We start from the raw sequence: 23,740 nt of genomic DNA, 5'->3' as shown, positions 1-23,740 counted from the left end.
CGGGGTTCAGATCAGGATGCCGGGATTGCAGACGCCGTCGGGATCGACGGTCGCCTTCACCGCCCGCAGAGCCTCGAGCGCCAGCGGACCGATCTCGTCGTGGTAGGCGTCGCGGTGGTCGCGGCCGATGGCGTGATGGTGGGTGATGCTCGCGCCGGTGGCCCGGATCGCGGCGTTCGCCGCGGTTTTCGCCGCCGCCCACTCCGCGATCGGGTCGGCGCCGAACGGCGCGACCACGGTGAAGTACAGCGAGGCACCGGAAGAGTAGACGTGGCTGATGTGACACATCACGAGCGGCGGAGTACCCGAAGCGGTCAGCGTATCCGTGATCGCGGCGGTGACCGAGGCCCGCAGCTCGTGGAGCTTCGACCAATAGGTGGCGGTCTCCAGGGTCTCGACGAGCACACCGGCGTCGAGCAGCGGATCGCGTAGGTAGGGTCCGGCGAAACGTCCTGTGCGCCAAGACTCTCCGGGGCCGGCCCCGAGTGCCGTGCCACCGGCGCCGACGAGCACCTCCGACGCGGCGTCGCGGCGTCGGAGCACCTCGCGCTCTTCGCCCTCGTATCCGGTGACGACGAGACATCCCGTCGACTCACCGCCGAGCTGTGCAGGATCGGCGAGATTGATCGCGGTCTCGACCTCGTCGGACAGGCGGATGACGGTGGGCAGCGGGCCGTCCTGGGCGAGGCGACGCAACGCGGCGGCGCCGTCGGCGAAGGAGGCGAACCGCCAGCCGTCGAAGATCCGGGTCGTCGGGGCGGGACGGACGCGCAGCCGGACGCTGGTGATGACACCGAAGGCGCCCTCGGAGCCGAGAATCAGCTGGCGGAGGTCGGGTCCGGCCGCCGACCGGGGTGCAGTCCCGAGTTCGACGGTGCCACGCGGGGTGGCGAGCACGAGTCCCTCGACCATCTCGTCGAAGCGTCCGTAGCCGGCCGACGACTGCCCCGCCGACCGGGTCGCCGCGTAGCCGCCGATCCCGGCGCCCTCGTAGGACTGCGGGAAGTGTCCGAGTGTCCATCCCCGCTCACGCAGAAGTGCTTCGGCGGCGCTCCCGCGAAGCCCGGCCTCGAGGGTGGCGACACGAGAGATCTCGTCGATCTCGACGAGACGGTCGAGGCGGCGGAGGTCGAGGCTGACGACACCGTCGAACCCGGCACGGTCGGGGGCGAGCCCGCCCACGACCGAGGTCCCGCCGGTGAACGGCACGACCGCGACCTTCGCAGCGGCGCAGATCTGCAGGATCCGCACGACCTCGTCGTGATCGGCGGGATAGACCACCAGGTCCGGAGCGTCCGAGGCGTCGCCGATGCGCAGCCGCAGCAGATCGGGCGTCGAGTAGCCCCGGGTGTGCTGGATGCGTGCGTCGTCGGAGCCGACGACGTGCTCGGTGCCGACGAGGGCTTCGAGATCGGCACGCACTGCCGACGGCACGGTCTGCGCGGGCGGGGTGACCGCCTCGGGGGCGACACCGCGATCCTCGGTGGCGTCGCCGGCCAGCGCGGCCGCGGCGGCGGGTAGCTCGGTGACGCGCGCCGGGTCGCCCCAACGCGGCCGGCGCATGTCGACGACCGGGATCGCGGTCTCGTCCGCGGTGGACCCCTGTTTCCCGGTCATCGTGCGATCACTCCTCGTTCTTGACGACCGCCCGCACGACGAGATCGGCGATCTGCTCGTCGGTGAGCGAACTGTCCGGGATGAGCATCAACGAGTAGATCGTCCGTACCAGGAACTCCGCGGCCCCACGCGGGTCCGGGACGAGCTGGTCCTGGATCAGCGGATCGAGATCGGGCAGCGTCTGGTCGACGATCTGGTGGATGAGGGTGGAACCAGAGGAATCGCTCGTCGCTACGAGCGCCCGCACGATCTCCTCGGGCTCCTTGCGCAGCACGTACTGCAGCGCCTCGTGCTCACGGATGTAGGGCAACACGTTCACGACCTGCGCGCGGACCTTGCCCGCGGCGTCGGGCGCGGAGGCCGACCACTCCCGCAGCTTCACGCGCAGCAGTGACACCTCGCGGTCGACGATCGCCGCGACCAGCGCATTCCGCCCGCCGAACATGCGGTAAGCGGTGGCCCGGGCGACACCTGCGTGACGCGCCACGGACGTCAGACTCAACGTCTTGGCGCCGAAGCGGGAGACGAGTCCCACTCCGACATCCACCATGCGGTCACGATCCATGCGAAAAATCTATCGAATCGGGGTGGGGCGTGGCCGACCTGGTCGCGGTTGTCGAAGAAGAGTCGCCACTTCGCATCGGTAGCGCTACGTGGAAGTCGCGCTTCTATCCGCGACACGGGATTCCGTCTCGAGGTCCGCACCGGCCGCCTCGTCGATCACCGGGTGAGAACGAGCGGCGTCGACGCGGCCGCCCCTGCGGGTGCGCGGAAACAACCGACGAGCGATCGCCACCCCGCCGATGCAGAGCACGCCGCCGACGATCCCGACGCCGGTCGGCAGTTCGTCGAGAAGTGCCCAGGACATCACGATGACGATCGCGGGGACCACCAGAGTCGTCGCGGCCATGGCACCGGCGTCGGTGCGCGCCAGGGCATATGCCCACGTCGAGAAGGCGATCGCAGTGGGTCCGACGCCGAGATAGATCACCGCGGCGATCGCAGACGCGTCGGCACGCGCGAGTTCGGTGACCGCGGTCGGCGCGAACGGGAGCGTCGCGACCAGACCCGCGAGCGCGCCGAGCCACGTGGCGGTCAGCGCGTCGACCGTGCGGAGTGCAGACTTCTGGATGAGGACGCCCGCCGCATAGAGCACCGCGGCAGCGATCCCGAGGAGCACTCCGAGCCAGTCGGCGTGTGCGTCGGTGGTGGCGGATCCGCCCGTGGCGATCAGCACGACACCGGCGAACGCGATGGTCATGCCGATCACCAGATGCCGCGCGAACCCTTCGCCGAAGAACAGCCCGGCCGCGACCGCGACCAGGATCGGGGCCAGGTTCACCAGCAACGCCGCGGTCCCGGCGTCGAGGTGCTGCTCGGCCCAGTTCAGCAGGATGGTGTAGCCGGCGAACCACGCGACGCCATACGCGATGACCAGCATCAACGGACGCCCGCGCGGGAAACGCGCGGTGACCGGACGGTCGTCGCCGACGACACTGCGTCGGCGCAGTCGCACCGCCAGCACGATGACCGTCAGCGGGAGGACCGCCGCGAGCAATCGCAGGAACGCCATCGCACCTGGCGAGAAGGACTCGCCCAACGCCCGGATGCCCACGAACGCCGACGCCCACAGCACGACGGTGACGAGGGCAGCCAGAGCCGGGAGGGAGACGCCGAGAACTGCAGGAGACGAGGGGCGCGGGGTCATGTCATTCAGCGTCCGGCATGAGCCACTTCAGGACAAGTGAAAGTTTCTATCGATTTGTTAAGTCTGGCTGTATCGTCATGTTCATGGTCGACGTCCACCGGCTTCGGGTTCTGCGCTCGGTCATCGGCGAGCGTTCCATCGGCGGGGCCGCCAACGCCCTGGGTTACACACCGTCGGCGGTGAGCCAGCACATCGCCGCCCTTCAGCGCGAGACCGGATTGACCCTGGTGGAACGGGACGGGCGCGGCATCGTGCCCACGGAGGCCGGCACCATCCTCGCCGCCGAATCCGAGGCGGTGTTCGAGGAACTGTCCCGGGTGGACGGGCTGATCTCCGAACTGCGCGACGGGCGGCTCGGGCAGTTGCGGATGAACTACTTCGCATCCGCCGGCGCCGCCTGGATTCCACCGATCGTGGCCACGATCTCGCGGGAGTTCCCCGGCCTACGCCTAGACCTGCGACTCATCGAGCTCGTCTCGCCGTCCACCGCGTCGCCGGACGTGGAGATCTACGTCGAGGACACCGAGCGACCCGCCCTCGACGCCCCCGGGCTCATCAGCCGGCCGCTGACCTCAGATCCGTATCACGCTGTGGTGCCGAATGATTCGACGTGGGCAGCACACGAGTCGGTGACCCTGCGCGAGCTTTCCCAGGCGCCCTGGGTCGACAACGACGTCGCGCGCGGCCCGTGCCGGCAGGCGCTCCTCAGCGCGTGCACGTCCGTCGGCTTCGTGCCCGACTTCAGCATCGAGACACAGGATTACCCGACGGCGATCCGCTTCGTCGCCGCCGGCGTCGGCCTCACGGTGGTACCGCAACTCGCGCTCACCGACCTGCCCGCGGGGGTGGTGGCGATCCCCATCGTCGATCCCACACCCACCCGCGCGATCCGGGTGCGCGTGCGCCAGAGCGCACACGACCTCCCGCCGGTCCGGCGTGTACTCGAACTCCTCGACGCCGCTGTGCTGCAGTCGATTTCGTAGCAATAGTGCGGCCATAGCGCGCACTATTGCTACGAAACCCGGCTAGCCCAGCTTGCGCAGGCGCGGTTCCAGATCGCGCTGGAAGTTCTCCAGGAAGCGACGCTGATCGTGCCCCGGCGCGTGGAAGACGAGGTGGTTGAGTCCGGCGTCGGTGTAGAACTTGACCTTCTCGACGGCTTCGTCGGGATCGGAGGCGACGATCCACCGCTTGGCGACCTGCTCGATGGGCAACTCGTCGGCGAGACGTTCCATCTCGGTGGAGCTGTTGACGCTGTGCTTCTGCTCGGGGGTCAGCGACAGCGGAGCCCAGAAGCGCGTGTTCTCCAGCGCCAGCTCGGGATCCGGATCGTAGGAGATCTTGATCTCGATCATCTTGTCGATGGCGTCGAAGTCGCGTTCGGCCTTCTCCGCGCCTTCCTTCACCGCCGGCAGCAGCTTCTCGGTGTAGAGCTCGGCGCCCTTGCCGGAGGTGCAGATGAAGCCGTCGCCGGCGCGTCCCGCATATCGTGCGACGACCGGCCCGCCGGCGGCGACGTACACCGGGATCGGTTGTTCCGGAACGTCATACATGTACGCGCCCTGCGTGTGGTAGTACTCGCCGTCGAAGTTGACCTCTTCGCCGGTCCACAGTTCACGCATGAGCTTGATCGACTCGCGCAGGCGGGCGAAGCGCTCTTTGAACTCGGGCCACTCCCCCTGGAACCCGGTGGCGTACTCGTTGAGCGCCTCGCCGGTGCCGACGCCGAGCATGATGCGGCCCGGGTACATACAGCCCATCGACGCGAAGGCCTGGGCGATGACGGCGGGGTTGTAACGGAAGGTCGGGGTCATGACCGACGTGCCGATCTGGACGCGCTTGGTGCGCTCGCCGACGGCCGCCATCCACGCGAGCGAGAAGGGAGCGTGGCCGCCGTTGTGCCGCCACGGCTGGAAGTGGTCACTCACCGCGACCGAATCCAGCCCGTGCTCTTCGGCCGCGACCGCGATCTCCACCAGCTCGCGCGGATCGAACTGCTCCGCCGACGCCTTGAAACCGAGCTTGAGTTCTGCCATGAGCCTCGCCCCTAACCGTCGGCCGTGCCGACCTTTCCCTGGTCGATCCGCTGATCGTGATCGCTGTTATGACCTCGATTACCAACCTAGAGCATCGGTGAGAGTGCGACTCTTCCCGTCCGACCCGGGCGCCCACCCCCCGGATTGGACCTCAAGTCAACTTTAAGTTCTACCCTGGGCGACATGAGCATGGAGTCGGTCGCCTGGGACATGATGTACAAGTCGTCGACCTCGCCGGACGGTAAGCGGTTGCGCGGGGATCGGCGCGCGACGCTGCGTCGGATCGGCGGCTTCGCGAGCCCCCACCGACGGCGGATCGCGCTGTTCCTGGTGCTGTCGGTGTTCACCGCGGTCCTCACCGTGGTGACCCCGCTCCTCGCCGGACGCGTCGTCAACCTCATCACCGACAACGGGGCCGAGTCGATGATCGTCGGGCTCGCGGTGGCGATCGCACTGATCGCGGTGGCCGAGGCGGCGGCCGGGATCGGCGTCCGCTGGTTGTCGTCGAACATCGGCGAGGGTCTCATCCTCGACCTGCGGCGCGCGGTCTTCGACCATGTCCAGCGCATGCCGGTCGCCTTCTTCACCCGAACCCGGACCGGCGCGCTCGTGAGCCGGCTCAACAACGACGTGATCGGCGCCCAGCGCGCCTTCAGCGACACCCTCTCCGGTGTCGTGTCGAACATCGTGACGCTCACCCTGACTCTGGGCGTGATGATCTACATCAGTTGGCAGATCACGATTCTCGCCCTGGCGCTGCTCCCGGTGTTCGTGATCCCGGCACGTCGGATGGGAGGCCGGATGGCTGCCCTGTCACGTGAAGCAGCCGAGCACAACGCGCGCATGTCGACGCAGATGACCGAGCGGTTCTCCGCTCCCGGTGCCACCCTGGTCAAGCTGTTCGGACGGCCCGACCTGGAATCCCGCGAGTTCGCCGACCGCGCAGATCGCGTGCGCGACATCGGCGTCCGGCGCGCCATGCTGCAGGCCTACTTCTTCACCGCTCTGACTCTCGTGTCGGCACTCGCGCTCGCACTGGTCTACGGGCTCGGCGGATGGCTCGCCGTGCACGAACATCTGTCGGCGGGCGCGGTCGTGTCCCTCGCACTGCTGCTGACCCGGATGTACGCGCCGCTCACCGCCCTGGCGAACGCCCGCGTCGAGATCATGAGCGCGCTGGTGAGTTTCGAGCGCGTCTTCGAGGTCCTCGACCTGACACCGCTGATCGTCGACGCCCCGGACGCTCGCCCGGTGCCCGGCACCGAGAGCGGCCGGCCGGTGCCGGTGTCGGTGCGCTTCGACGACGTCTCCTTCGCCTACCCGTCGGCCGACAAGGTCTCGCTGGCGTCGCTGGAAGAGGTTGCGCAGCTGGACAACCGGGCCGGACAGACCGTCCTGCACCACGTGGACCTCGATGTTCCCGCGGGGAGCATGGTGGCGCTCGTGGGCAGTTCGGGTGCCGGCAAGTCGACCATCGCGAGTCTCGCCACGAGGCTGTACGACGTCGACGAGGGCTCGGTCCAGCTCGCCGGCGTCGACATCCGTGACCTGCAGATCGCGTCGGTTCATCGTACGGTCGGCCTGGTCACCCAGGACGGCCACCTCTTCCACGACACCATCCGCGCCAATCTCGTTCTCGCACGACCCGACACGTCCGATGAGGAGATCTGGGACGCGCTGCGCCGAGCACGCCTCGAGGAGCTCGTGGCATCGTTGCCCGACGGACTCGACACCATCGTCGGCGAACGCGGCTACCGGCTCTCCGGCGGTGAGCGTCAGCGGATGACGATCGCACGCCTGCTGCTGGCACAGCCGTCGGTGGTGATCCTCGACGAGGCGACCGCACACTTGGATTCGACCTCGGAGGCGGCAGTTCAGGAGGCCTTGGGCGAGGCCCTCGAAGGTCGTACCTCGATCGTGATCGCGCACCGGCTCTCGACGATCCGCGCGGCCGATCAGATCGTGGTGCTCGAAGCGGGACGCGTCGTCGAACGCGGCGATCATCCGACGCTCCTCGCACGAAACGGTCGCTACGCCGAGCTCTACCGCACGCAGTTCGCCGACGGTGGGGACGAGGACGACGACGGCACGCTGAGCGCCTAGGCCTTCGAGGCTCGTCGCTGCGCTCCTCGCACCTCAGGCGACAGGGGACGCAGGGCTCACTGCTCGTCTTCGAGGTCGTCGAAGGTGTCGATCAGCGGGCGGCGGGGTTTCCGGGGATCGTTGACGCGCTTGCTCAGGCGGCGGCGCAGCTGCATGCCGATCAGCACGATGTTGACCACGATGACGGCGATGCCGACGGCCACCCAGAACCAGCGGCCGTCCTGCCACCAGCCGACGGTCAGCCAGCCGATGCAGACGATGAGGATGGCCGCTCCGATGCTGGTCATCGTCGTCGACAGCGTCTGCGCGCCGCGGGAGAAGTCGGGGCCGGTACTCACGGGAACTCCTGGATAGAACGGTTGCTGGCGATCAGGTCTGGACCCGATCACGTCTGGATTACGACGACGACCGCGATCAGGATGGCCACCACCACTATCGCAGTGACGACGAACAGGATCTGGGCCGGGCCCGGCATCTGCCCACCGCGCTGGAGGACGCGCATCGTTCGACGCCAGCGCCACGCACCGATCACCGCCAGGGAGCAGCCCAGAGCGACCAGGATGAGCCCCAGGATCAGTTCGAGGACCGGATTGTCGATGTCCGGGGCCAGGTAGACGATCGCCATCCCGGCGGCCATGAACCCGAGGGCGGTGCGAACCCACGCGAGGAGTGTGCGTTCGGCGGCGAGGGTGAAGCGCGCGTCGATCGCTCCGGGTGGCGCGGGGGTCGGCGTCGCGCCCTCGCCGGGTCCGGCGCCCACTCCGTCAGCCGGCCCGTTGGTCCTCTCGGTCGTCAGCGCTCTTGCCCTCTCGTATCGCCTCTTTCGCGAAGGCCGCGGTCGCCTCGATCGCGTGGATCGTCTCCGGGTGATGCGAGGCGAGCACCGGGAACGCGTGTACCTGCCAAGCGTAACTGTGGGCGAGGGCCTCGACCCCGGCCTCGTCGAGAATCTCGATCAGGCCGATGACGTCCGGTTCGAGCATCTCCCCCTCTGCGGTGACCATGACCGTCGGCGGGAACTCGACCGGGTCGAGGTCGGCGATACGGCGCACCCCGGTCAGAGGCACAGGACCGCGATCGAACTGCGGTGCCAGCTTCGCCATCTTCGACTTCGGAATGTAGGCGTCGGAGCGGCTGGACCGGTCCGGGTTGGTGCCCAGGTCGACGTCGAGCAGCGGGGAAAAGCCGACGAGTGCGGCCGGGGCGGGGAGTCCGCGTTCGACGGCGGCCTCCACGACCTTCGCCGCCAGGAACCCGCCGGCCGAGTCGCCGGCGACGATGACCCGTCGATAGTGGCGTTCGTTGATGAGCTCGGCGTAGGCGGCGACGGCGTCGGCCACCGACGCGCCCACCCCGGCCTCCGGCAGCTGCCGGTACTCGAGCGAGAAGACCGGGACCTCGCAGGCCCGGGCCAGCCGCGCGGCGATCGAGCGATGGGTGCCGATACCGCAGACGACGAAGGCACCACCGTGGAGGTACAGCATCGCCGTGTCGCTGTCGCGGCGTGACGGGCCGGCCGGCATCGCCAGCTCCGTCGAGCGCCCGGCGAGGGTCAGCTGTTCACGGACCACCCCCCGGGGCTTGGGCCCCACGGCGACGACCCGGTCGATGAGGAACAGTCCGGCCATGCCCGCCTTGTTGATCGGCCACAGCGTGAGCAGCGGCTTCAGGAACACGCGGGAGCCGAACCAGAGGGGATACGACAGGAGGCTCGGCCGCCGGTGGTGAACGATGGGCATGGGACTCCTCCTGGTCTGAGCCGAAGCTACACCCTCGGCGCCTCCGTATAACCGGTAAACGCCGAGCAAAAACATTCACCAAGCCTTGGCCTGCCGGCCACCTGGGTCCGCTATATTCTCGAACTCGTGACAAGACGGTGGCCGTGACGCAGGTACAGATCCTTCCGCAGTTCCTGCGGTCCGCGCAGGCAGGCGATCCGCGAACCCTGTGCGATGTCCTCACCGCGACCGCGCGTGCGCACCCCGATGCGCCCGCGATCGACGACGGCGACGTCACCCTCACCTACGGCCAGCTGCTGGCCCTGATCCGCCGCACCGTCGCGCGTTTCGCCGAGGTCGGCGTCGGACACGGCAGCCGCGTCGGCATCCGGATGCCCTCCGGGTCGCGTGACCTCTACGTCGCCATCCTGGCCACCCTCTACGCCGGCGCCGCCTACGTCCCCGTCGACGCCGACGACCCCGATGAGCGCGCCGAACTCGTCTTCGGCGAGGCCGGTGTCGATGCGATCGTCGACGCCGACGGCCCTCGCCCGACGAAACCCGCCGCCGGGACGAGCACGGCCCCGGCACGGCCGACCCCTGCCGACGACGCGTGGATCATCTTCACCTCGGGCTCCACGGGAACGCCGAAGGGCGTGGCGGTCACGCACCGCAATGCGGCAGCCTTCGTCGACGCCGAGGCACACATGTTCCTCCCCGACGAGCCGATCGGACCCGGTGACCGGGTCCTGGCCGGGCTCTCGGTCGCCTTCGACGCCTCGTGCGAGGAGATGTGGCTGGCCTGGCGCAACGGCGCCTGCCTCGTCCCGGCGCCCCGATCGCTGGTGCGCAGCGGCATGGACCTGGGGCCGTGGCTGGTGGCCCGCGACATCACCGTCGTCTCCACCGTGCCGACCCTGGCCTCGCTGTGGCCACCGGAGGCCCTGGAAGCCGTGCGGCTGTTGATCTTCGGCGGCGAGGCCTGCCCGCCGGAACTCGCCGACCGCCTCGCCGTACCCGGTCGCGAGGTCTGGAACACCTACGGCCCCACCGAGGCGACGGTCGTCGCCTGCGCCGCCCCACTGGGCGGCCCCGGGCCGGTGCGCATCGGATTGCCCTTGCAGGGTTGGGATCTCGCGGTCGTCGACGCGGACGGCAACCCCGTCGCCGAGGGCGAGGTCGGCGAGTTGGTCATCGGCGGCGTCGGCCTGGCCCGCTACCTCGACCCGGCCAAGGACGCCGAGAAGTACGCACCGATGCCGGCCCTGGGCTGGGAACGCGCCTATCGCAGCGGAGATCTCGTGCGGCTCGACCCCGCGGGCCTGATCTTCATGGGCCGCGCCGACGACCAGGTGAAGGTCGGCGGTCGACGCATAGAACTCGGCGAGATCGACAACGCCCTGCAGAATCTGCCCGGCGTGAGCGGAGCTGCCGCCGCAGTCCGCAAGTCGGCGGCGGGCAACAGCCTGCTCGTCGGCTATCTGGTCTCCACCGACCCCGACTTCGACGCTTCGGCAGCACACGCCGAGCTCACCCGCCATCTGCCCGCCGCGATGGTCCCAACCCTCGCCGTCGTCGACGAACTGCCCACGCGCACTTCGGGAAAGGTTGATCGTGATGCGCTGCCCTGGCCTCTGCCGGGCAGCAGCAGACCAGTGGATGACGACGTCGAACTCGGCGAGACCGAGCTGTGGCTGGCCCAGTTGTGGACCGATGTGCTCGGCATCCGGATCACCCATCCCGACGTGGACTTCTTCGCGGAGGGCGGTGGTTCGCTCGCGGCCGCGCAGCTGGTGACCGCGATCCGTGGGCGCCACCCCGACATCTCGGTGGCCGACCTCTACGACCATCCGCGACTGGGATCGATGGCGGAGATGCTCGACGCGCGCCGACCGGCGACCAGCATCGTCGAACGCGATGTCGCACCCACGCCACGCGCGACGGGTCTCGCCCAGCTCGCGCTGACCGTTCCGCTGACTACCCTGACCGGTCTGCAGTGGGCGACCTGGCTCGGCGTGGTGAACAACCTGGGCGCCGTCGTGGCCGACCGGCTGGATCGTTCGGTCCCGTGGCTGGTCGAGGTGAACTGGTGGGTCCTGCTCGCGGCCTTCCTGCTCTTCATCACCCCGCCCGGCCGGATGTGCATCGCGGCGTTGGGCTCCCGCCTGCTCCTCGCCGGGGTCACACCGGGTGTGTACCCGCGCGGCGGCAACGTGCATGTGCGTCTGTGGGTGGCCGAACGGCTCCTCGACGCGAGCGGCGCGGCGAACCTGTCCGGTGCGCCGTGGATGATCTACCTCGCCCGGGCACTCGGGGCGCGGATCGGTGGCGACGTCGACCTGCATACGATCCCGCCGGTCACCGGTCTGCTGACGGTCGGTGAGGGCGCGTCGGTGGAGCCGGAGGTCGACCTCGCCGGCTGGTGGATCGACGGCGATGTGGTCCACATCGGGGAGATCGCCATCAAGCGCGGGGCGTCGATCGGTGCGCGCTCGACGCTCATGCCGGGGGCCGTCGTCGGACGCGACGCCGTCGTCGCACCCGGGTCGGCGGTGTTCGGCCGGGTGAAGGCGCGCCAGCACTGGGCCGGTTCACCCGCGGTCAAGGTCGGCAAGGCCATGCACCCATGGCCCGATCATCGGCCGCCACGCGCCCGCGCCTGGGTGCCGATATACGGGTTGTCGTCGCTGGTGCTGGCCGCGATCCCGCTGATCTCACTGGCCGCGGGACTCGCCGTCATCGGCCTGTGGGCCCTCTCCGCCGACCGGTTGCGCGACGTCGCGATCCGCGCCGTGATCCTCCTGCCGGCGGCGACCCTCACCAGTCTGGCCGTCTTCGCCGCGATCACCGCGGTGCTGGTGCGGCTGGCATCCCTGGGCCTGAGCACCGGCTACCACCCGGTGCGGTCACGCGTCGGCTGGCAGGTCTGGCTGACCGAACGCCTCCTCGACGCCGCCCGCACCTACCTGTTCCCGCTCTACGCGAGCCTGCTCACGCCGGTCTGGTTCCGCGTGTTGGGTGCCAAGGTCGGCAAGGGCACCGAGATCTCGACGGCACTGGTGCTGCCGCGCTTCACCACCATCGGCGACGGCGCCTTCCTCGCCGACGACACGATGGTCGCGTCGTACGAGCTCGGGGGCGGCTGGTTGCACATCGACGAGGCGAAGATCGGCAAACGCTCGTTCCTCGGCAATTCGGGGATGACCGGCCCGGGCCGCAAGGTGCCCAAGAACGGCCTGGTCGCCGTGCTGTCGGCGACGCCGAACCGAGCGAAGTCGGGGTCGAGCTGGCTCGGCAGTCCCCCGGTCCGCCTGCGCCGCACCGCCGCCGAGACCGACACCTCCCGCACCTTCGATCCGCCGACGAAGCTGAAGGTGGCACGTTCGGTCATCGAGACCCTCCGCCTCATCCCGGTGATGGTGTCCTTCGGGCTCGGCGTCGGCATGCTGATCGCATTGCAGTACGTCGCCGTCCACGTGCACTACGGCGTCACCGCGCTGGTCAGCGGACTACTGCTGCTCGGGGTCGGCGCCGTCGCGTGTGGCACCGCGGCCGCCGCGAAATGGCTTGTCGTCGGCCGCATCACCGTCAGCGAGCACCCGCTGTGGAGCTCCTTCGTCTGGCGCAACGAACTGTCCGACGCCTTCGTCGAGACCGTGGCCGCACCGTGGTTCGCCAACGCCGCCACCGGGACACCGATCCTCAACCTGTGGCTGCGCCTGCTCGGCGCCCGCATCGGACGTGGCGTGTGGTGCGAGACCTACTGGCTCCCCGAGGCCGACCTCGTCAGCCTCGGCGACGGCGCGACCGTCCAGCGCGGCTGCGTCGTCCAGACCCATCTGTTCCACGACCGCGTCATGGCCATCGACCGTGTCACCCTCGACGCCGGCGCGACGTTGGGGCCGCACTGCGTCGCGCTCCCGGCGTCGGGGCTGGGCGAATCGGCAACGGTCGGACCGGCATCGCTGGTCATGCGCGGCGACGTCGTACCCGCGCACACCCGCTGGCAGGGCAACCCCATCGCCCCATGGCCGACGGCGAGATAGGTCTCGCCGCTGCGGTCAGACCGCGGGCTCGGCCGGGGCCTCGACCTTCTTCGGGAGCGTCAGCAGCGTCGCGATGGACAGTGCGACAAGCATGATGCCGCCGACCCAGGCCAGGACCTGGAGCGAGAAGACCGGCAGGATGATCATCACGATGCCGGCGATCACCGAGATGATGCCGGAGAGGATCAGGAACCAGGTCGGGCTGTGGCCGGACTTGGTGACCGCGCCGTAGAGGTCGGCGACGCCCTGGAAGATCCAGCCGATGCCGATGAAGACCGCGAGCAGCCAGACCGCGTCACCGGGGCTGAAGAGCGCGATGATGCCCGCGAGCAGCACGATCACGCCGACCACACCGAGCAGGGCACGGACGCCCGTACTCAGGAACGACGCCGCGAAGGCCTGGTAGATGCGGAAGATGCCGGCGATGATCAGCGAGATCGCGAACAGGATCGCGACCACGACGATGGTCGGGCCGGGCCAGATGATGGCAACGATGCCGAGCACGATGCCGACGATCGAGGTGATGATCAGGGCCGTCCGGACGGCGCCGATCAGTTCATCAGGGAAATGCTTCGTGTACGCCGTCGCGAAAGTCATGGTCGAAGGTTATCGCCCGGAGGGCCGTGACACGCTGTCCTTGAGGGCCCGTGGCACAAACTGATACTCGTACCGGTAGTAAGTATCGAATGACCTCCATCGCGTTCTTCGAGAGGGCCGGCGACCCGTCCGGCGAGATCAGGTACCGCCCGACCACCTTCGCCGCGAGTCTCTGGGCCCCGGGAACCCTCAACGGTCCGGCGGTGTGCGCGCTCGCCGCTCGGGCGGTCGAGGTGGAATTCGGCACGGAAGAGTTCCTGCCCGCCCGGTGCACGATCGATCTGTTCAAGGCCGCCCGAGACGTTCTCACCTCGACCCGGACGCGGCTCATCCGTTCCGGCGGGCGAATCCGCGTCGTCGACGTGGAAATCGTCCAGCATCCCGACGGCGCCGACGAGGTGGTGGTGGCACGCGGGACGACGGTGTTCCTGCGAACGTCGACCAACCCTCCGGGTGAGCGGTGGCACCGGCCGCCGGAGATGGTCACCTTTCATCCGCCGGCGACCACCGGCGATGACCTCGCACCGCGATTCGCCTCCGACGCGCCGGACGGCGGCCTCGGCGAGTGGCAGCGGGACATGTCGGGTCACCAGAACGGTCACCGCAAGCGGATCTGGACCCGCGCGGCCCCGATCGTGCCGGGCGAGGAGCCGACGCCGTTCCAGCGTGCGGTGGTCAGCGCCGAGTCGGCGAGCCTCATCTCGAACTGGGGTAGTACCGGGATCGGCTTCATCAACTGCGATCTCACCGTTGCGCTGAGCCGCCTGCCCCACGGTGAGCGGATCGGTGTCGAGGCGGACATCCACATCGAGGACGACGGGGTCTCGGTCAGCAACGCCGGTCTCTACGACGCCGACGGCATGTTCGGGACGGCGCTCGTCACGGCGGTCAACAACGCCGCCGCCCAGATCGACTTCACCACTGTGGACACCTCCGAGCGCTACCGCGAAGCATGAGGAAGAACCTGTATTTAACCAGGCAAATTACTTCCCACAGGGCTCTCAGGTCTTGATATGGTCACGCCCATGACACGACGCCTTCATCGGCTTCTCCTGGGTCTCGTCGTCTCGACCCTCGCGCTTGCCCTGACGTCCACGCTGGCCTCGCCGGCGCAGGCCACGAACGCCGCGGGCCCGGCGACCATCGTCAACCGCCTCACCGGCCCGTTCGCCATGAACGACACCGTCGGCCGCCACAACATCGTGGGCACCGATCTGGGCGTCATGTGGGACAACGGACGTGGCGAGATTCTCACCGCCTTCGGCGACACCCAGTCGTTCAACGGCTGGTCACTGCTGTACGGCGAGCTGTACTACTGGCGGTCCAACGTCCTGTTGCGCAGCACCGACCGCAACCTGGCCGACGGCATGACGTTCACCTCGCACGCCGGCCGTCCCGGGCACGCCAAGCGTCTACTGAAGCCGAACGTCCGTCGCGAGGTCACCATCATCCCGACCGCGGGTGTCGCCGCCAACGGCAAGCAGTACATGACCGTCATGTCGGTCAAACGGTGGGATTCGCCGGGCATCTGGACGACCAACTGGTCGGGCCTGGTGGTGTCCGACGACAACGGCGAGAACTGGCGTGCGCTCGACGCCTTCCGCCCCAACGGCGGTGGCAACAAGAAGTTCCAGATGGGCGCCTTCCTGAAGGTCGGCAAGACCGTCTACCACTACGGCACCCCCGACGGCCGCTGGGGCGGCGTGTACCTGGCCCGGGTCGACGAGAAGGACATCGAGAACCTCGGCAAGTGGGACTACTTCTCCTACGGCCGCTGGGTCCGCAACAACCCCGGCGCCGCCACCCCGGTGATGGGCGCGCCGACCGGCGAGATGTCTGTCGCGTGGAACGACTATCTCGGCAAGTACATCTCGCTGGCCAGCCAGGACATCGGCGTGACCCTCCGGACCGCCGACAAGCCCTGGGGTCCGTGGACTTCGGGTGAGCTCGTGGCGCCGTCCGCCGACCCGTACACCGGCTATGCGCCGTACATCCACCCGTGGTCGAAGGGCAGCACCCTGTACTTCACGTACTCGATCTCGATCGGCTACCAGGTCTACCTGATGAGGTTGCCGCTCAAGCGATGACGCTCGAGAGATGTGGGGCGGTTCGGAGATCTCCTCCGAACCGCCCCACCTCGCTTTCATGCCGTCAGTTCTGGCCCAGCATCGCCCGCATCTGGTCGATCTCGGCCTGCTGCGTCGTCGTGACCTGTGTGGCAAGGGCTCTGGTCGCCGGGTCGGTACCGTTGGCCAGCACCTCGTCGGCCATCGCGATGGCACCCTCGTGGTGCCGGATCATGCCCTCGAGCCACAGTCGGTCGAACTCGCCACCGCTGGCCTGACGGAGCGCCGCCATCTGCTCGGCGGACATCATTCCCGGCATGTCCCCGTGACCCATGTTCCCGTGGCCCATGTTCCCGTGGCCCATGTCCCCGTCGTCGTCCATGTGTCCGGCCACCGGCACCCCCCACGACTTCAAACGCGCTGTCATCTGGTCGATCTCGTCGTCCTGTGCGTCCTCGATGGTGTCGGCGAGAGTGATCAGTTCGCGGTTCTGCGTCCGGCCTTCGACGAGGTCGGCCATCATCACCGCCTGCCGGTGGTGGGGGATCATCTCGGTGGTGAACTCGACGTCCGCGTCGTTGTGCTTCGCGGCGGGCGACTGGCCCGGCGCAGACGCGTCCGCCGGGGACGAGGTCGCGGGGCGGTCTGCGGTGGTGGTTCCGGAAGGCGACTCGTCGGATGAACACCCGGCGAGGGCCAGGGCGAGCGCGGCGCCGACGGCGGTTCCGACCGCAACGCGGCGTCGAATATTGGCATTGTGCTGTACAGACATTGGATTTCCTTGCTGCTGAGGGTTTTCGGATACGACGACATGGCGGACCCGAAAGGTCCGCAGACGTCTCCTCAGCAGCGGACCACCTGCAACTGCAGGTGGGTTCGGATCGCCCACGGGGGCGGACGCCCCAGGACGACGATGCCCCGGCGAGCCGGACGGTACAGCCCGGCCACCGACAAGGACAGGAATGCCCAGATCAGTAGTACGAGGACCACGGGCGGGATGTCGATGCCGGCGGCGCGGGTGAACACACACGCGTGGTCATGGTCGCCGCAGTCCTCACCGGACATCGCCGGGTGTTCGCCCATCACTGCGGCTGGTGTCATCGCCGAACCCGTCGACGGCGAGTGGTGACCGGCAGGGTCGAAGTGGGCGTCGGGATGGCTGGACGCCGTGGCCGGACCCGCGATCACGGTGTGCATGAGCATCACCGCGAGCGCGAGAGGAACTATCAGCCCCCGGAACCAGATGGCGGCCCGGGGCCCAGGCCGGCTCACCTCTCCCAGGCTAGCGAGGTCATGACGCGGGCGTCGAGACCTTCTCCGCGTCCGGGTCCTCGCTGTCGGATTCGACCTCGGCGGCTTCGGCTTCCGCCTCGGCGGCCAGACGCTTCTGCCGCGGGATCAGGTACTTCCGGTCGATGATCCGGTACGCCGCGATCACGCCCGCGGCGAGACCCCACCCGAGCAGGATGTCGAAGATGTAGTGCTCGGCGGTGTAGATGAGGGCGAAGGCCATCGCGAGCGCGTAGCCCATGAAGAGCGTTTTTCCGAGCGCCTTGACCCGTGGCCACATGAAGAGTGCCAGCAACATGGTGAGACCGGCATGCAGGGACGGGATGGCGGCGACGAGATTGGACTTGCCCTGTCCGAGCGTGACGAGCTGCGACGCCATGCTGATGTTCAGGTAGTTCCAGCCACGCGCGGAGATCCGCTCGACGTACGGCTCGGCGTCGGGGTACGCATTGTCCAGGGGTCCGAGGAGACCTCCCTGATCGTCGGCCTCCGTCGAGTACATGCAGATCGGATCGCGGGGGTAGTCCTGCACCTCGACCGCGGTGCACCGCGCCGCCGCCCACGGCGGTGCGCCGGGGACGAGGGTGTAGCCGACCAGCGCGAGAAATGTGGTCGCCACGAAGCAGGCCGCGTAACGGCGCCAGGCCGTGCGGTCCTTGAGCCACAGCCAGGCCGCCACCGCGTACGGGACGATGAAGTACGACATGTAGACGATGCTGACGATGACCTCCCACCACGGAGGACTCGCCTGCTTGAGCTGCTCCTGCAGCCACGCGGTCGGGGTGATGTCGCCACCCATGAGCCATTTGTCGAAATCGATCGCCAGGTGCCAGTGAGTCGGCATGCCGACGATCTGGGCGATGTTGCGCGTCCAGTCGTAGAGGATCAGGATCAGCGCGAACGGCGCCCAGTCGAGGATGATCGTGATGAACTTGCGGCGCCCGATGCTCGCCGCAGCCAGTCCGAGGCAGAGCAGGATGATGAGCCGCGTGCGGTCCCACGCCAGACCCTCGAGGTAGATGTGCACTGCCATCACCAGGAACCAAGCCGTGACCGCGATGCGCCGGACCATGGTCAGGTCGCGACGGTTCTCCGGGTGGGCTTCCATCTCGGCGGCAGCGGCCAGGTCGTCGAAGACCGGCGCCATCTCGGGCGGGTCGACGTCTGATCCTGCGCTCGACCGGTCAGACTTCGACAGCGTCACCTCCGCCGAGGTCGTGTCATCAGGCTCCTGGCCCTCACCGCGCTCCGAGGACTTACCCGGCCGCGGGAAGCCCACCGACTCGTCAACACTCACCCGACACAATCCCGCCCGTCACGCCCCTCAGGGCACCCACGCTCGTAACCTGCCGTCAGTGTAGTGGCCATGTCCGATTGGTGAGCCACCGCTGCACAGCACGTGCGGGCTGGTCGTCGCGACCACCGTGATCACCCGCGCCGACGACCCGTTTCGACGGATTCACGTCCACTGGGCGTGTCGTGGATCACACTGAAGACCTGCAATGCCCCATCCCAGAGGAGGTCTCGGTGCCCAATCGCTACCTGCGCTACGGCGACCAGCGCTACATCATCACCAAGGAGGCGGAGGCTCGACTGAATCGCACCCTCGATGCGGTGTACTCCGACGGGACCCGCGGCCATGAGTGGCTGAATCTGTATCACGACAGCGCGGCCCCCTGCCGTCTGCTGATCGCAGCCGGTGTGCCGATCACGATCGAGACGGAGCCGGCGCCTGGCGAGTGACCCGACGCGCCGAGCGAGCCGACCCCGGGCATCGGCGGTGCCGCCCGGAGGCGGCCACTATCGTTGACCCATGCGCATCGGAGCACACCTTCGCGAGGACACCGACCCACTGGTCACCGCCGCCGAACTCGGCATCGACGTCTTCCAGATGTTCGTCACCGATCCGCAGAGCTGGAAGAAGCCGCAACCGAATCCTCATGCGGCCGCGATCCGCGAATCCGACATCGACGTCGTCGTGCACTCCAGCTATCAGATCAACGTCGCGAGCCTGAACAACCGGCTGCGCATGCCGTCGCGCAAGGCCGTCGAACAGCAGGCCGCCGCGGCCGCCGAACTCGGCGCCTTCGGCCTCGTCGTACACGGTGGTCATCTGCGTGACGGCGAGGCGTCGGCCGAGGGATTCGCCAACTGGCGCAAGCTCTTCGACCGCCAGGTCGACAAGGGCGGCTTCGGGGTGCCGATCCTGATCGAGAACACCGCCGGCGGCGACCACGCGATGGCACGCACCCTCGAGTCCATCGACCGGCTGTGGGAAGCAGTCGGCGACTTCGAGCAGGCCGGCTTCTGTCTCGACACCTGCCACGCCTGGGCCGGCGGGGAGGATCTCGTCGGACTGGTCGAGCGCGTCAAGGAGATCACCGGACGCATCGACCTGGTGCACCTCAACAACTCTCGCGACGAGTTCGACTCCGGCCGCGACCGTCACGCCAACCTGGCGTCGGGTCAGATCGACCCCGAGATACTCGCCGCCGTGGCCAAGGCCGCCGACGCACCGGTGATCCTGGAGACACCCGCCGAGGGCATCCCCGAAGACCTCGAGTACCTGCGCTCAGCGCTGTAGGGCGTCTGTCACGACAGGTTCCAGCCGGGAGCCGGCGGAGTCACCGGATACGCGGCGACGTTCATGACCACCGTCCCGTCGCAGGGCCCGCCGTCGATCGTGGTTCGCCACACGCCTTTCAGCGTGCCGTCGCCCTGTGGGGCGTACGTGGCGACCGACGTCGCCGGTCGCCACACCTTGGGCACCCCCGCGCCCTGCCAGCAATCCCATTGCCAGTCGTAGCGGTGCACCCACGATCCCGCCTCCCAGGTGTAGCGAGGCGGTTGCGGGAGCGTCGGGTTCGCGGGTTTCGGCCCGTCGATCACCGTCGCCACGCACGTACCGCCGTCGCATGAGGTCGTGAAGGTGTAGTCGTCGGAGAAGTCCGGCTCCGCCTGCCTCGCCGCGAGGCTGGTGCCCGTCTTCGACGCCGCGAACCGCTTGAGCGAGTACACCCCGTTCCACGCGGGATCGGCGGCGTGCGCCGGAGCGGCGCTCACCATCGGTGCCAGTCCGACAGCGACGACCGCTGCCACGAAGATCATGATCCGAATTCTGGTCCCGCGTCGTGTGCGCATGTCCGATTGGACCGCATCCGGCCCTCACCTGCAGCGGTTGTCGGAATTGTCGTGGGACTTAGTCCGTCCTGCCGGCGGAGGAGATCACATAAACGGCGATTGATCCCCTGGCGATATGGGTCTATATTGAGGGTTACCGGCGAGTAACTTAGCTCGAACCGAGACAGCTACACCACGCCCGGCCGGTACCCACTTCAACCGAGTGGGGTCGGACCGGGACCTGGAAGACAACACCGTCATCACGCATACGGCCACACCAGAGAAGGAATTCACCATGGGCCATTACAAGAGCAACATGCGCGACCTGCAGTTCAACCTGTTCGAGCTGTTCGAGCTCGACAAGGTGCTGGAGTCGGGCGACTTCGGCGATCTCGACCACGAGACCGCCGTCGACATGCTCCGCGAGGTCAAGGCACTCGCCGAGGGCCCCATCGCCGAATCCTTCGTCGACGCCGACCGCAACCCGCCGGTCTTCGACCCGGAGACCCACAGTGTCACCATCCCGGAGAGCTTCAAGAAGTCCTACAACGCCCTCATCGAAGGCGGCTGGGACAAGATCGGCATCCATGAGGAGCTCGGCGGCCTCCCCGCCCCGCGTTCGCTGTACTGGGCCATCGGCGAGATGATCCTCGGCGCCAACCCGCCGGTGTTCATGTACGCCGCCGGCGCCGGGTTCTCCGAGATCTTCTACAACAACGGCACCGACGAGCAGAAGAAGTGGGCCACCATCTGCGCCGAGCGCGGCTGGGGCGCCACCATGGTCCTCACCGAGCCGGACGCCGGTTCGGACGTGGGCGCCGGCCGCACCAAGGCCACCCAGCAGGAGGACGGCTCCTGGCACATCGACGGTGTGAAGCGCTTCATCACCTCGGCCGACCAGGACATGACCGAGAACATCTTCCACCTGGTGCTCGCCCGCCCCGAGGGCGCCGGCCCGGGCACCAAGGGCCTGTCGCTGTTCTTCGTGCCGAAGTTCCACTTCGACTTCGAGACCGGTGAACTCGGCGAGCGCAACGGCGTCTTCGTCACCAACGTCGAGCACAAGATGGGCATCAAGGCGTCGGCCACCTGTGAGGTCACCTTCGGTCAGCACGGCATCCCCGCCAAGGGCTGGCTCGTCGGCGAGGTCCACAAGGGCATCGCCCAGATGTTCGAGGTCATCGAGCACGCTCGAATGATGGTGGGCACCAAGGCCATCTCGACCCTGTCGACCGGCTACCTGAACGCGCTCGAGTACGCCAAGGAGCGCATCCAGGGTGCCGACATGACCCAGATGACCGACAAGGCCGCACCGCGCGTGTCGATCACCCACCACCCGGACGTGCGTCGTTCGCTCATGACCCAGAAGGCCTACGCCGAGGGCCTGCGTGCGGTCTACCTCTACACCGCGTCGCACCAGGACGTCGCCGCCGCGAAGATCGTCTCCGGCGCCGACGCCGAGATGGCCGCTCGCGTCAACGATCTGCTGCTCCCGATCGTCAAGGGTGTCGGTTCCGAGCGCGCCTACGGCACCCTCGGCCACGAGTCCCTGCAGACCCTCGGTGGTTCCGGCTTCCTGCAGGACTACCCGATCGAGCAGTACATCCGTGACTCGAAGATCGACTCGCTCTACGAGGGCACCACTGCCATCCAGGCGCAGGACTTCTTCTTCCGCAAGATCATCCGCGACAAGGGCCAGGCGCTGGCACACGTCGCCGGCCAGATCCAGAGCTTCATCGACTCCGAGGCCGGCAACGGTCGCCTGAAGTCCGAGCGCGCCCTGCTGAAGACCGCCCTCGAAGACGTGCAGGCAATGGCCGCCTCCCTGACCGGCAGCCTCATGGCCGCCCAGGAGAACTCGGCCGAGCTGTACAAGGTCGGCCTCGGTTCGGTCCGCTTCCTGATGTCCGTCGGCGACCTGATGATCGGCTGGCTGCTCCTGCGCCAGGCCGAGATCGCCCTCGCCGCACTCGACAACGGCGCATCGGACAGCGACAAGGCCTTCTACGAGGGCAAGGTCGCCGTGGCGAGCTTCTTCGCCAAGAACATGCTGCCGCTTCTCACCGCCGTCCGTGTCACCGTCGAGAACGTCGACAACGACATCATGGAGCTCGACGAAGCGGCCTTCTGACAGCACACCCACCCTTGATCGGTAAACCCACCGCCTTGCGAGGCGGTGGGTTTACTGATCTGTGGTGGGTTTCCGGTTGCGGTCGCATCTCAATACGAGATGCTCCGGGCGAGTCCCGTCGATGTTTCCTAGCCTCGGGAAGGGAACCACAGGCAGTCGGGGACAACTCGAGGGAGAGCCATGAAGGCACTCGTCTTTCACGGACCGGGCAAGAAGAGCTGGGACGACGTACCCGATCCCAAGATCCTCCAACCCACCGACGTCATCGTGAAGATGGACGCCACCACCATCTGCGGCACCGATCTGCACATCCTCAAAGGTGATGTCCCCGCGGTCGAGAAGGGGCGAATCCTCGGCCACGAGGGCGTCGGGACGATCACCGAGATCGGCCCTGCGGTAACCACTCTCGCAGTCGGCGACCAGGTGATCCTGTCGTGCATATCGGCCTGCGGCAAGTGCGACTTCTGTAAGCAGGGAGTGCACTCACACTGCCTCGGTGACGAGGGGGCGTCGGGTATCGGCTGGATCTTCGGACACCTCATCGACGGCACCCAGGCCGAGCTCGTACGAGTCCCCTACGCCGAGACCTCGGTCTACAAACTGCCGTCGGGCGTCACGCCCGAGCAGGGCGTCGTCCTCAGCGACATCCTGCCGACCGGGCATGAGATCGGTATCCGTTACGGCAACGTCAAACCCGGTGACGTGGTGGCCGTCGTCGGAGCCGGACCGGTGGGTCTCGCGACGATCGCGACGTCGGGACTCTACGGACCGAGCCGCGTGATCGCGATCGACATCGACCCCAACCGCATCGAGCAGGCCAAGTCCTTCGGCGCGACCGACGGCGTCGTGTCGTCGGATGCCGATTGGAAGGACCAGGTCCTCGCGATGACGGACGGGCTCGGCGTCGACGTCGCGATCGAGGCGGTGGGCATCCCGCAGACCTTCCAGATGTGTCTGGATGTCGTCCGGCCCGCGGGTCATGTCGCCAACGTCGGCGTGCACGGCGCCCCGGTGGAGTTCGCTCTCCAGGATCTGTGGATCTCCAACATCAACGTCTCGATGGGCCTGGTGAACACCGACACGCTCGGCGTCCTGCTCAAGCTGGTCGCGCAGCGTCGGATCGACCCCGACCTGTTCATCAGCCACCGTTTCGCCCTCGGCGACATCATGGAGGCCTACGACGTCTTCGGCCGGGCCGCGGAGACCAAGGCACTCAAGGTGGTCCTACAGGCCTGAGTAACCCACGAACGGCCGAACCCACCACCCCGCGGGGCAGTGGGTTCGGCGAGTGGTGATGTGTGCTGGTGA

The 23,740-nt window shown here is 68.0% G+C and carries 21 protein-coding genes; 9 read left to right on the top strand and 12 right to left on the bottom strand.

Annotation, left to right across the window (positions count from 1 at the left end; translation table 11 throughout):
* Positions 1–6: 6 nt before the first annotated feature.
* The 3 genes from GOALK_RS02145 to GOALK_RS02135 form a co-directional block, all read right to left on the bottom strand.
* Positions 7–1,617 carry an FAD-binding oxidoreductase gene (locus GOALK_RS02145; RefSeq protein WP_006357139.1) on the bottom strand — a complete coding sequence of 537 codons (1,611 nt, stop codon included), beginning with the start codon at positions 1,615–1,617 and terminating at the stop codon, positions 7–9.
* A gap of 7 nt (positions 1,618–1,624) precedes the next feature.
* Positions 1,625–2,182, bottom strand: coding sequence for a TetR/AcrR family transcriptional regulator (locus GOALK_RS02140; RefSeq protein ID WP_006357138.1), 558 nt, complete (start codon positions 2,180–2,182; stop codon positions 1,625–1,627).
* A gap of 84 nt (positions 2,183–2,266) precedes the next feature.
* Positions 2,267–3,325: a DMT family transporter gene (locus GOALK_RS02135; RefSeq protein WP_006357137.1), complete on the bottom strand. Its 1,059-nt coding sequence runs from the start codon at positions 3,323–3,325 to the stop codon at positions 2,267–2,269.
* 83 nt (positions 3,326–3,408) lie between these two features.
* Here GOALK_RS02135 and GOALK_RS02130 point away from each other — a divergent pair, with 83 nt between their 5' ends.
* Entirely contained in the window at positions 3,409–4,308 is a 900-nt protein-coding gene (locus tag GOALK_RS02130) for a LysR family transcriptional regulator (RefSeq protein ID WP_006357136.1), read from the top strand.
* Between the two features lie 42 nt (positions 4,309–4,350).
* On the opposite strand, the gene fgd is transcribed toward GOALK_RS02130, so the two are convergent.
* Complete coding sequence (gene fgd / locus GOALK_RS02125; protein ID WP_006357135.1) at positions 4,351–5,361, bottom strand: glucose-6-phosphate dehydrogenase (coenzyme-F420); 1,011 nt, start codon at positions 5,359–5,361, stop codon at positions 4,351–4,353.
* Between the two features lie 183 nt (positions 5,362–5,544).
* Between fgd and GOALK_RS02120 the strand changes: the two genes are divergently transcribed.
* Positions 5,545–7,464, top strand: coding sequence for an ABC transporter ATP-binding protein (locus GOALK_RS02120; RefSeq protein WP_040003927.1), 1,920 nt, complete (start codon positions 5,545–5,547; stop codon positions 7,462–7,464).
* A 56-nt stretch (positions 7,465–7,520) separates the two neighbouring features.
* On the opposite strand, the gene GOALK_RS02115 is transcribed toward GOALK_RS02120, so the two are convergent.
* From GOALK_RS02115 to GOALK_RS02105, 3 genes are read right to left on the bottom strand one after another with little or no spacing between them, the layout of a single operon-like run.
* On the bottom strand, positions 7,521–7,802 hold the full coding sequence (locus tag GOALK_RS02115) for a hypothetical protein (protein ID WP_006357133.1): 282 nt from the start codon (positions 7,800–7,802) through the stop codon (positions 7,521–7,523).
* Between the two features lie 47 nt (positions 7,803–7,849).
* Positions 7,850–8,224, bottom strand: a complete 375-nt coding sequence (locus tag GOALK_RS02110) for a YidH family protein (RefSeq protein ID WP_006357132.1) — start codon at positions 8,222–8,224, stop codon at positions 7,850–7,852.
* Positions 8,225–8,228: 4 nt separating this feature from the next.
* Positions 8,229–9,203: an alpha/beta hydrolase gene (locus GOALK_RS02105; RefSeq protein ID WP_006357131.1), complete on the bottom strand. Its 975-nt coding sequence runs from the start codon at positions 9,201–9,203 to the stop codon at positions 8,229–8,231.
* A gap of 143 nt (positions 9,204–9,346) precedes the next feature.
* On the opposite strand from GOALK_RS02105, the gene GOALK_RS02100 reads away from it, so the two are divergent.
* Positions 9,347–13,228, top strand: coding sequence for a Pls/PosA family non-ribosomal peptide synthetase (locus tag GOALK_RS02100; RefSeq protein WP_006357130.1), 3,882 nt, complete (start codon positions 9,347–9,349; stop codon positions 13,226–13,228).
* A gap of 15 nt (positions 13,229–13,243) precedes the next feature.
* On the opposite strand, the gene GOALK_RS02095 is transcribed toward GOALK_RS02100, so the two are convergent.
* A complete protein-coding gene (locus GOALK_RS02095; RefSeq protein ID WP_035753790.1) occupies positions 13,244–13,825 on the bottom strand; it encodes an HdeD family acid-resistance protein in 582 nt (193 codons plus the stop codon).
* An 89-nt stretch (positions 13,826–13,914) separates the two neighbouring features.
* Here GOALK_RS02095 and GOALK_RS02090 point away from each other — a divergent pair, with 89 nt between their 5' ends.
* Both GOALK_RS02090 and GOALK_RS02085 read left to right on the top strand, forming a co-directional pair.
* Entirely contained in the window at positions 13,915–14,781 is an 867-nt protein-coding gene (locus GOALK_RS02090; RefSeq protein ID WP_006357127.1) for an acyl-CoA thioesterase domain-containing protein, read from the top strand.
* Positions 14,782–14,850: 69 nt separating this feature from the next.
* Positions 14,851–15,912 carry a glycoside hydrolase family 183 protein gene (locus GOALK_RS02085; protein WP_035753787.1) on the top strand — a complete coding sequence of 354 codons (1,062 nt, stop codon included), beginning with the start codon at positions 14,851–14,853 and terminating at the stop codon, positions 15,910–15,912.
* A gap of 64 nt (positions 15,913–15,976) precedes the next feature.
* Here GOALK_RS02085 and GOALK_RS02080 read toward each other — a convergent pair whose 3' ends face one another.
* The 3 genes from GOALK_RS02080 to GOALK_RS02070 all read right to left on the bottom strand — a co-directional run bounded on the left by GOALK_RS02080 (position 15,977) and on the right by GOALK_RS02070 (position 18,460).
* Positions 15,977–16,663, bottom strand: coding sequence for a DUF305 domain-containing protein (locus GOALK_RS02080; RefSeq protein ID WP_006357125.1), 687 nt, complete (start codon positions 16,661–16,663; stop codon positions 15,977–15,979).
* 71 nt (positions 16,664–16,734) lie between these two features.
* Complete coding sequence (locus GOALK_RS02075; protein WP_006357124.1) at positions 16,735–17,094, bottom strand: hypothetical protein; 360 nt, start codon at positions 17,092–17,094, stop codon at positions 16,735–16,737.
* Positions 17,095–17,182: 88 nt separating this feature from the next.
* On the bottom strand, positions 17,183–18,460 hold the full coding sequence (locus GOALK_RS02070) for a phosphatase PAP2 family protein (RefSeq protein ID WP_006357123.1): 1,278 nt from the start codon (positions 18,458–18,460) through the stop codon (positions 17,183–17,185).
* A gap of 248 nt (positions 18,461–18,708) precedes the next feature.
* On the opposite strand from GOALK_RS02070, the gene GOALK_RS02065 reads away from it, so the two are divergent.
* Both GOALK_RS02065 and GOALK_RS02060 read left to right on the top strand, forming a co-directional pair.
* Entirely contained in the window at positions 18,709–18,924 is a 216-nt protein-coding gene (locus GOALK_RS02065) for a hypothetical protein (protein WP_005194730.1), read from the top strand.
* 70 nt (positions 18,925–18,994) lie between these two features.
* The gene (locus GOALK_RS02060) at positions 18,995–19,765 is read left to right on the top strand and encodes a deoxyribonuclease IV (protein ID WP_006357122.1); all 771 of its coding nucleotides are present in this window, start codon (positions 18,995–18,997) and stop codon (positions 19,763–19,765) included.
* 8 nt (positions 19,766–19,773) lie between these two features.
* Here GOALK_RS02060 and GOALK_RS02055 read toward each other — a convergent pair whose 3' ends face one another.
* Positions 19,774–20,289 (bottom strand): Rv2253 family sensor-like surface protein, encoded by a 516-nt coding sequence (locus tag GOALK_RS02055; RefSeq protein ID WP_232283131.1) that lies wholly within the window; start codon positions 20,287–20,289, stop codon positions 19,774–19,776.
* A gap of 307 nt (positions 20,290–20,596) precedes the next feature.
* Between GOALK_RS02055 and GOALK_RS02050 the strand changes: the two genes are divergently transcribed.
* Together GOALK_RS02050 and GOALK_RS02045 are read left to right on the top strand one after the other, a co-directional pair.
* Complete coding sequence (locus tag GOALK_RS02050) at positions 20,597–22,432, top strand: acyl-CoA dehydrogenase (protein ID WP_040003937.1); 1,836 nt, start codon at positions 20,597–20,599, stop codon at positions 22,430–22,432.
* 180 nt (positions 22,433–22,612) lie between these two features.
* Positions 22,613–23,668 (top strand): zinc-dependent alcohol dehydrogenase family protein, encoded by a 1,056-nt coding sequence (locus GOALK_RS02045; RefSeq protein ID WP_006357118.1) that lies wholly within the window; start codon positions 22,613–22,615, stop codon positions 23,666–23,668.
* Positions 23,669–23,740: the final 72 nt, after the last annotated feature.

It is taken from the genome of Gordonia alkanivorans NBRC 16433 (assembly GCF_000225505.1).
Lineage (GTDB): Bacteria > Actinomycetota > Actinomycetes > Mycobacteriales > Mycobacteriaceae > Gordonia > Gordonia alkanivorans.
This window is presented reverse-complemented; position numbering and strand designations above follow the sequence as displayed.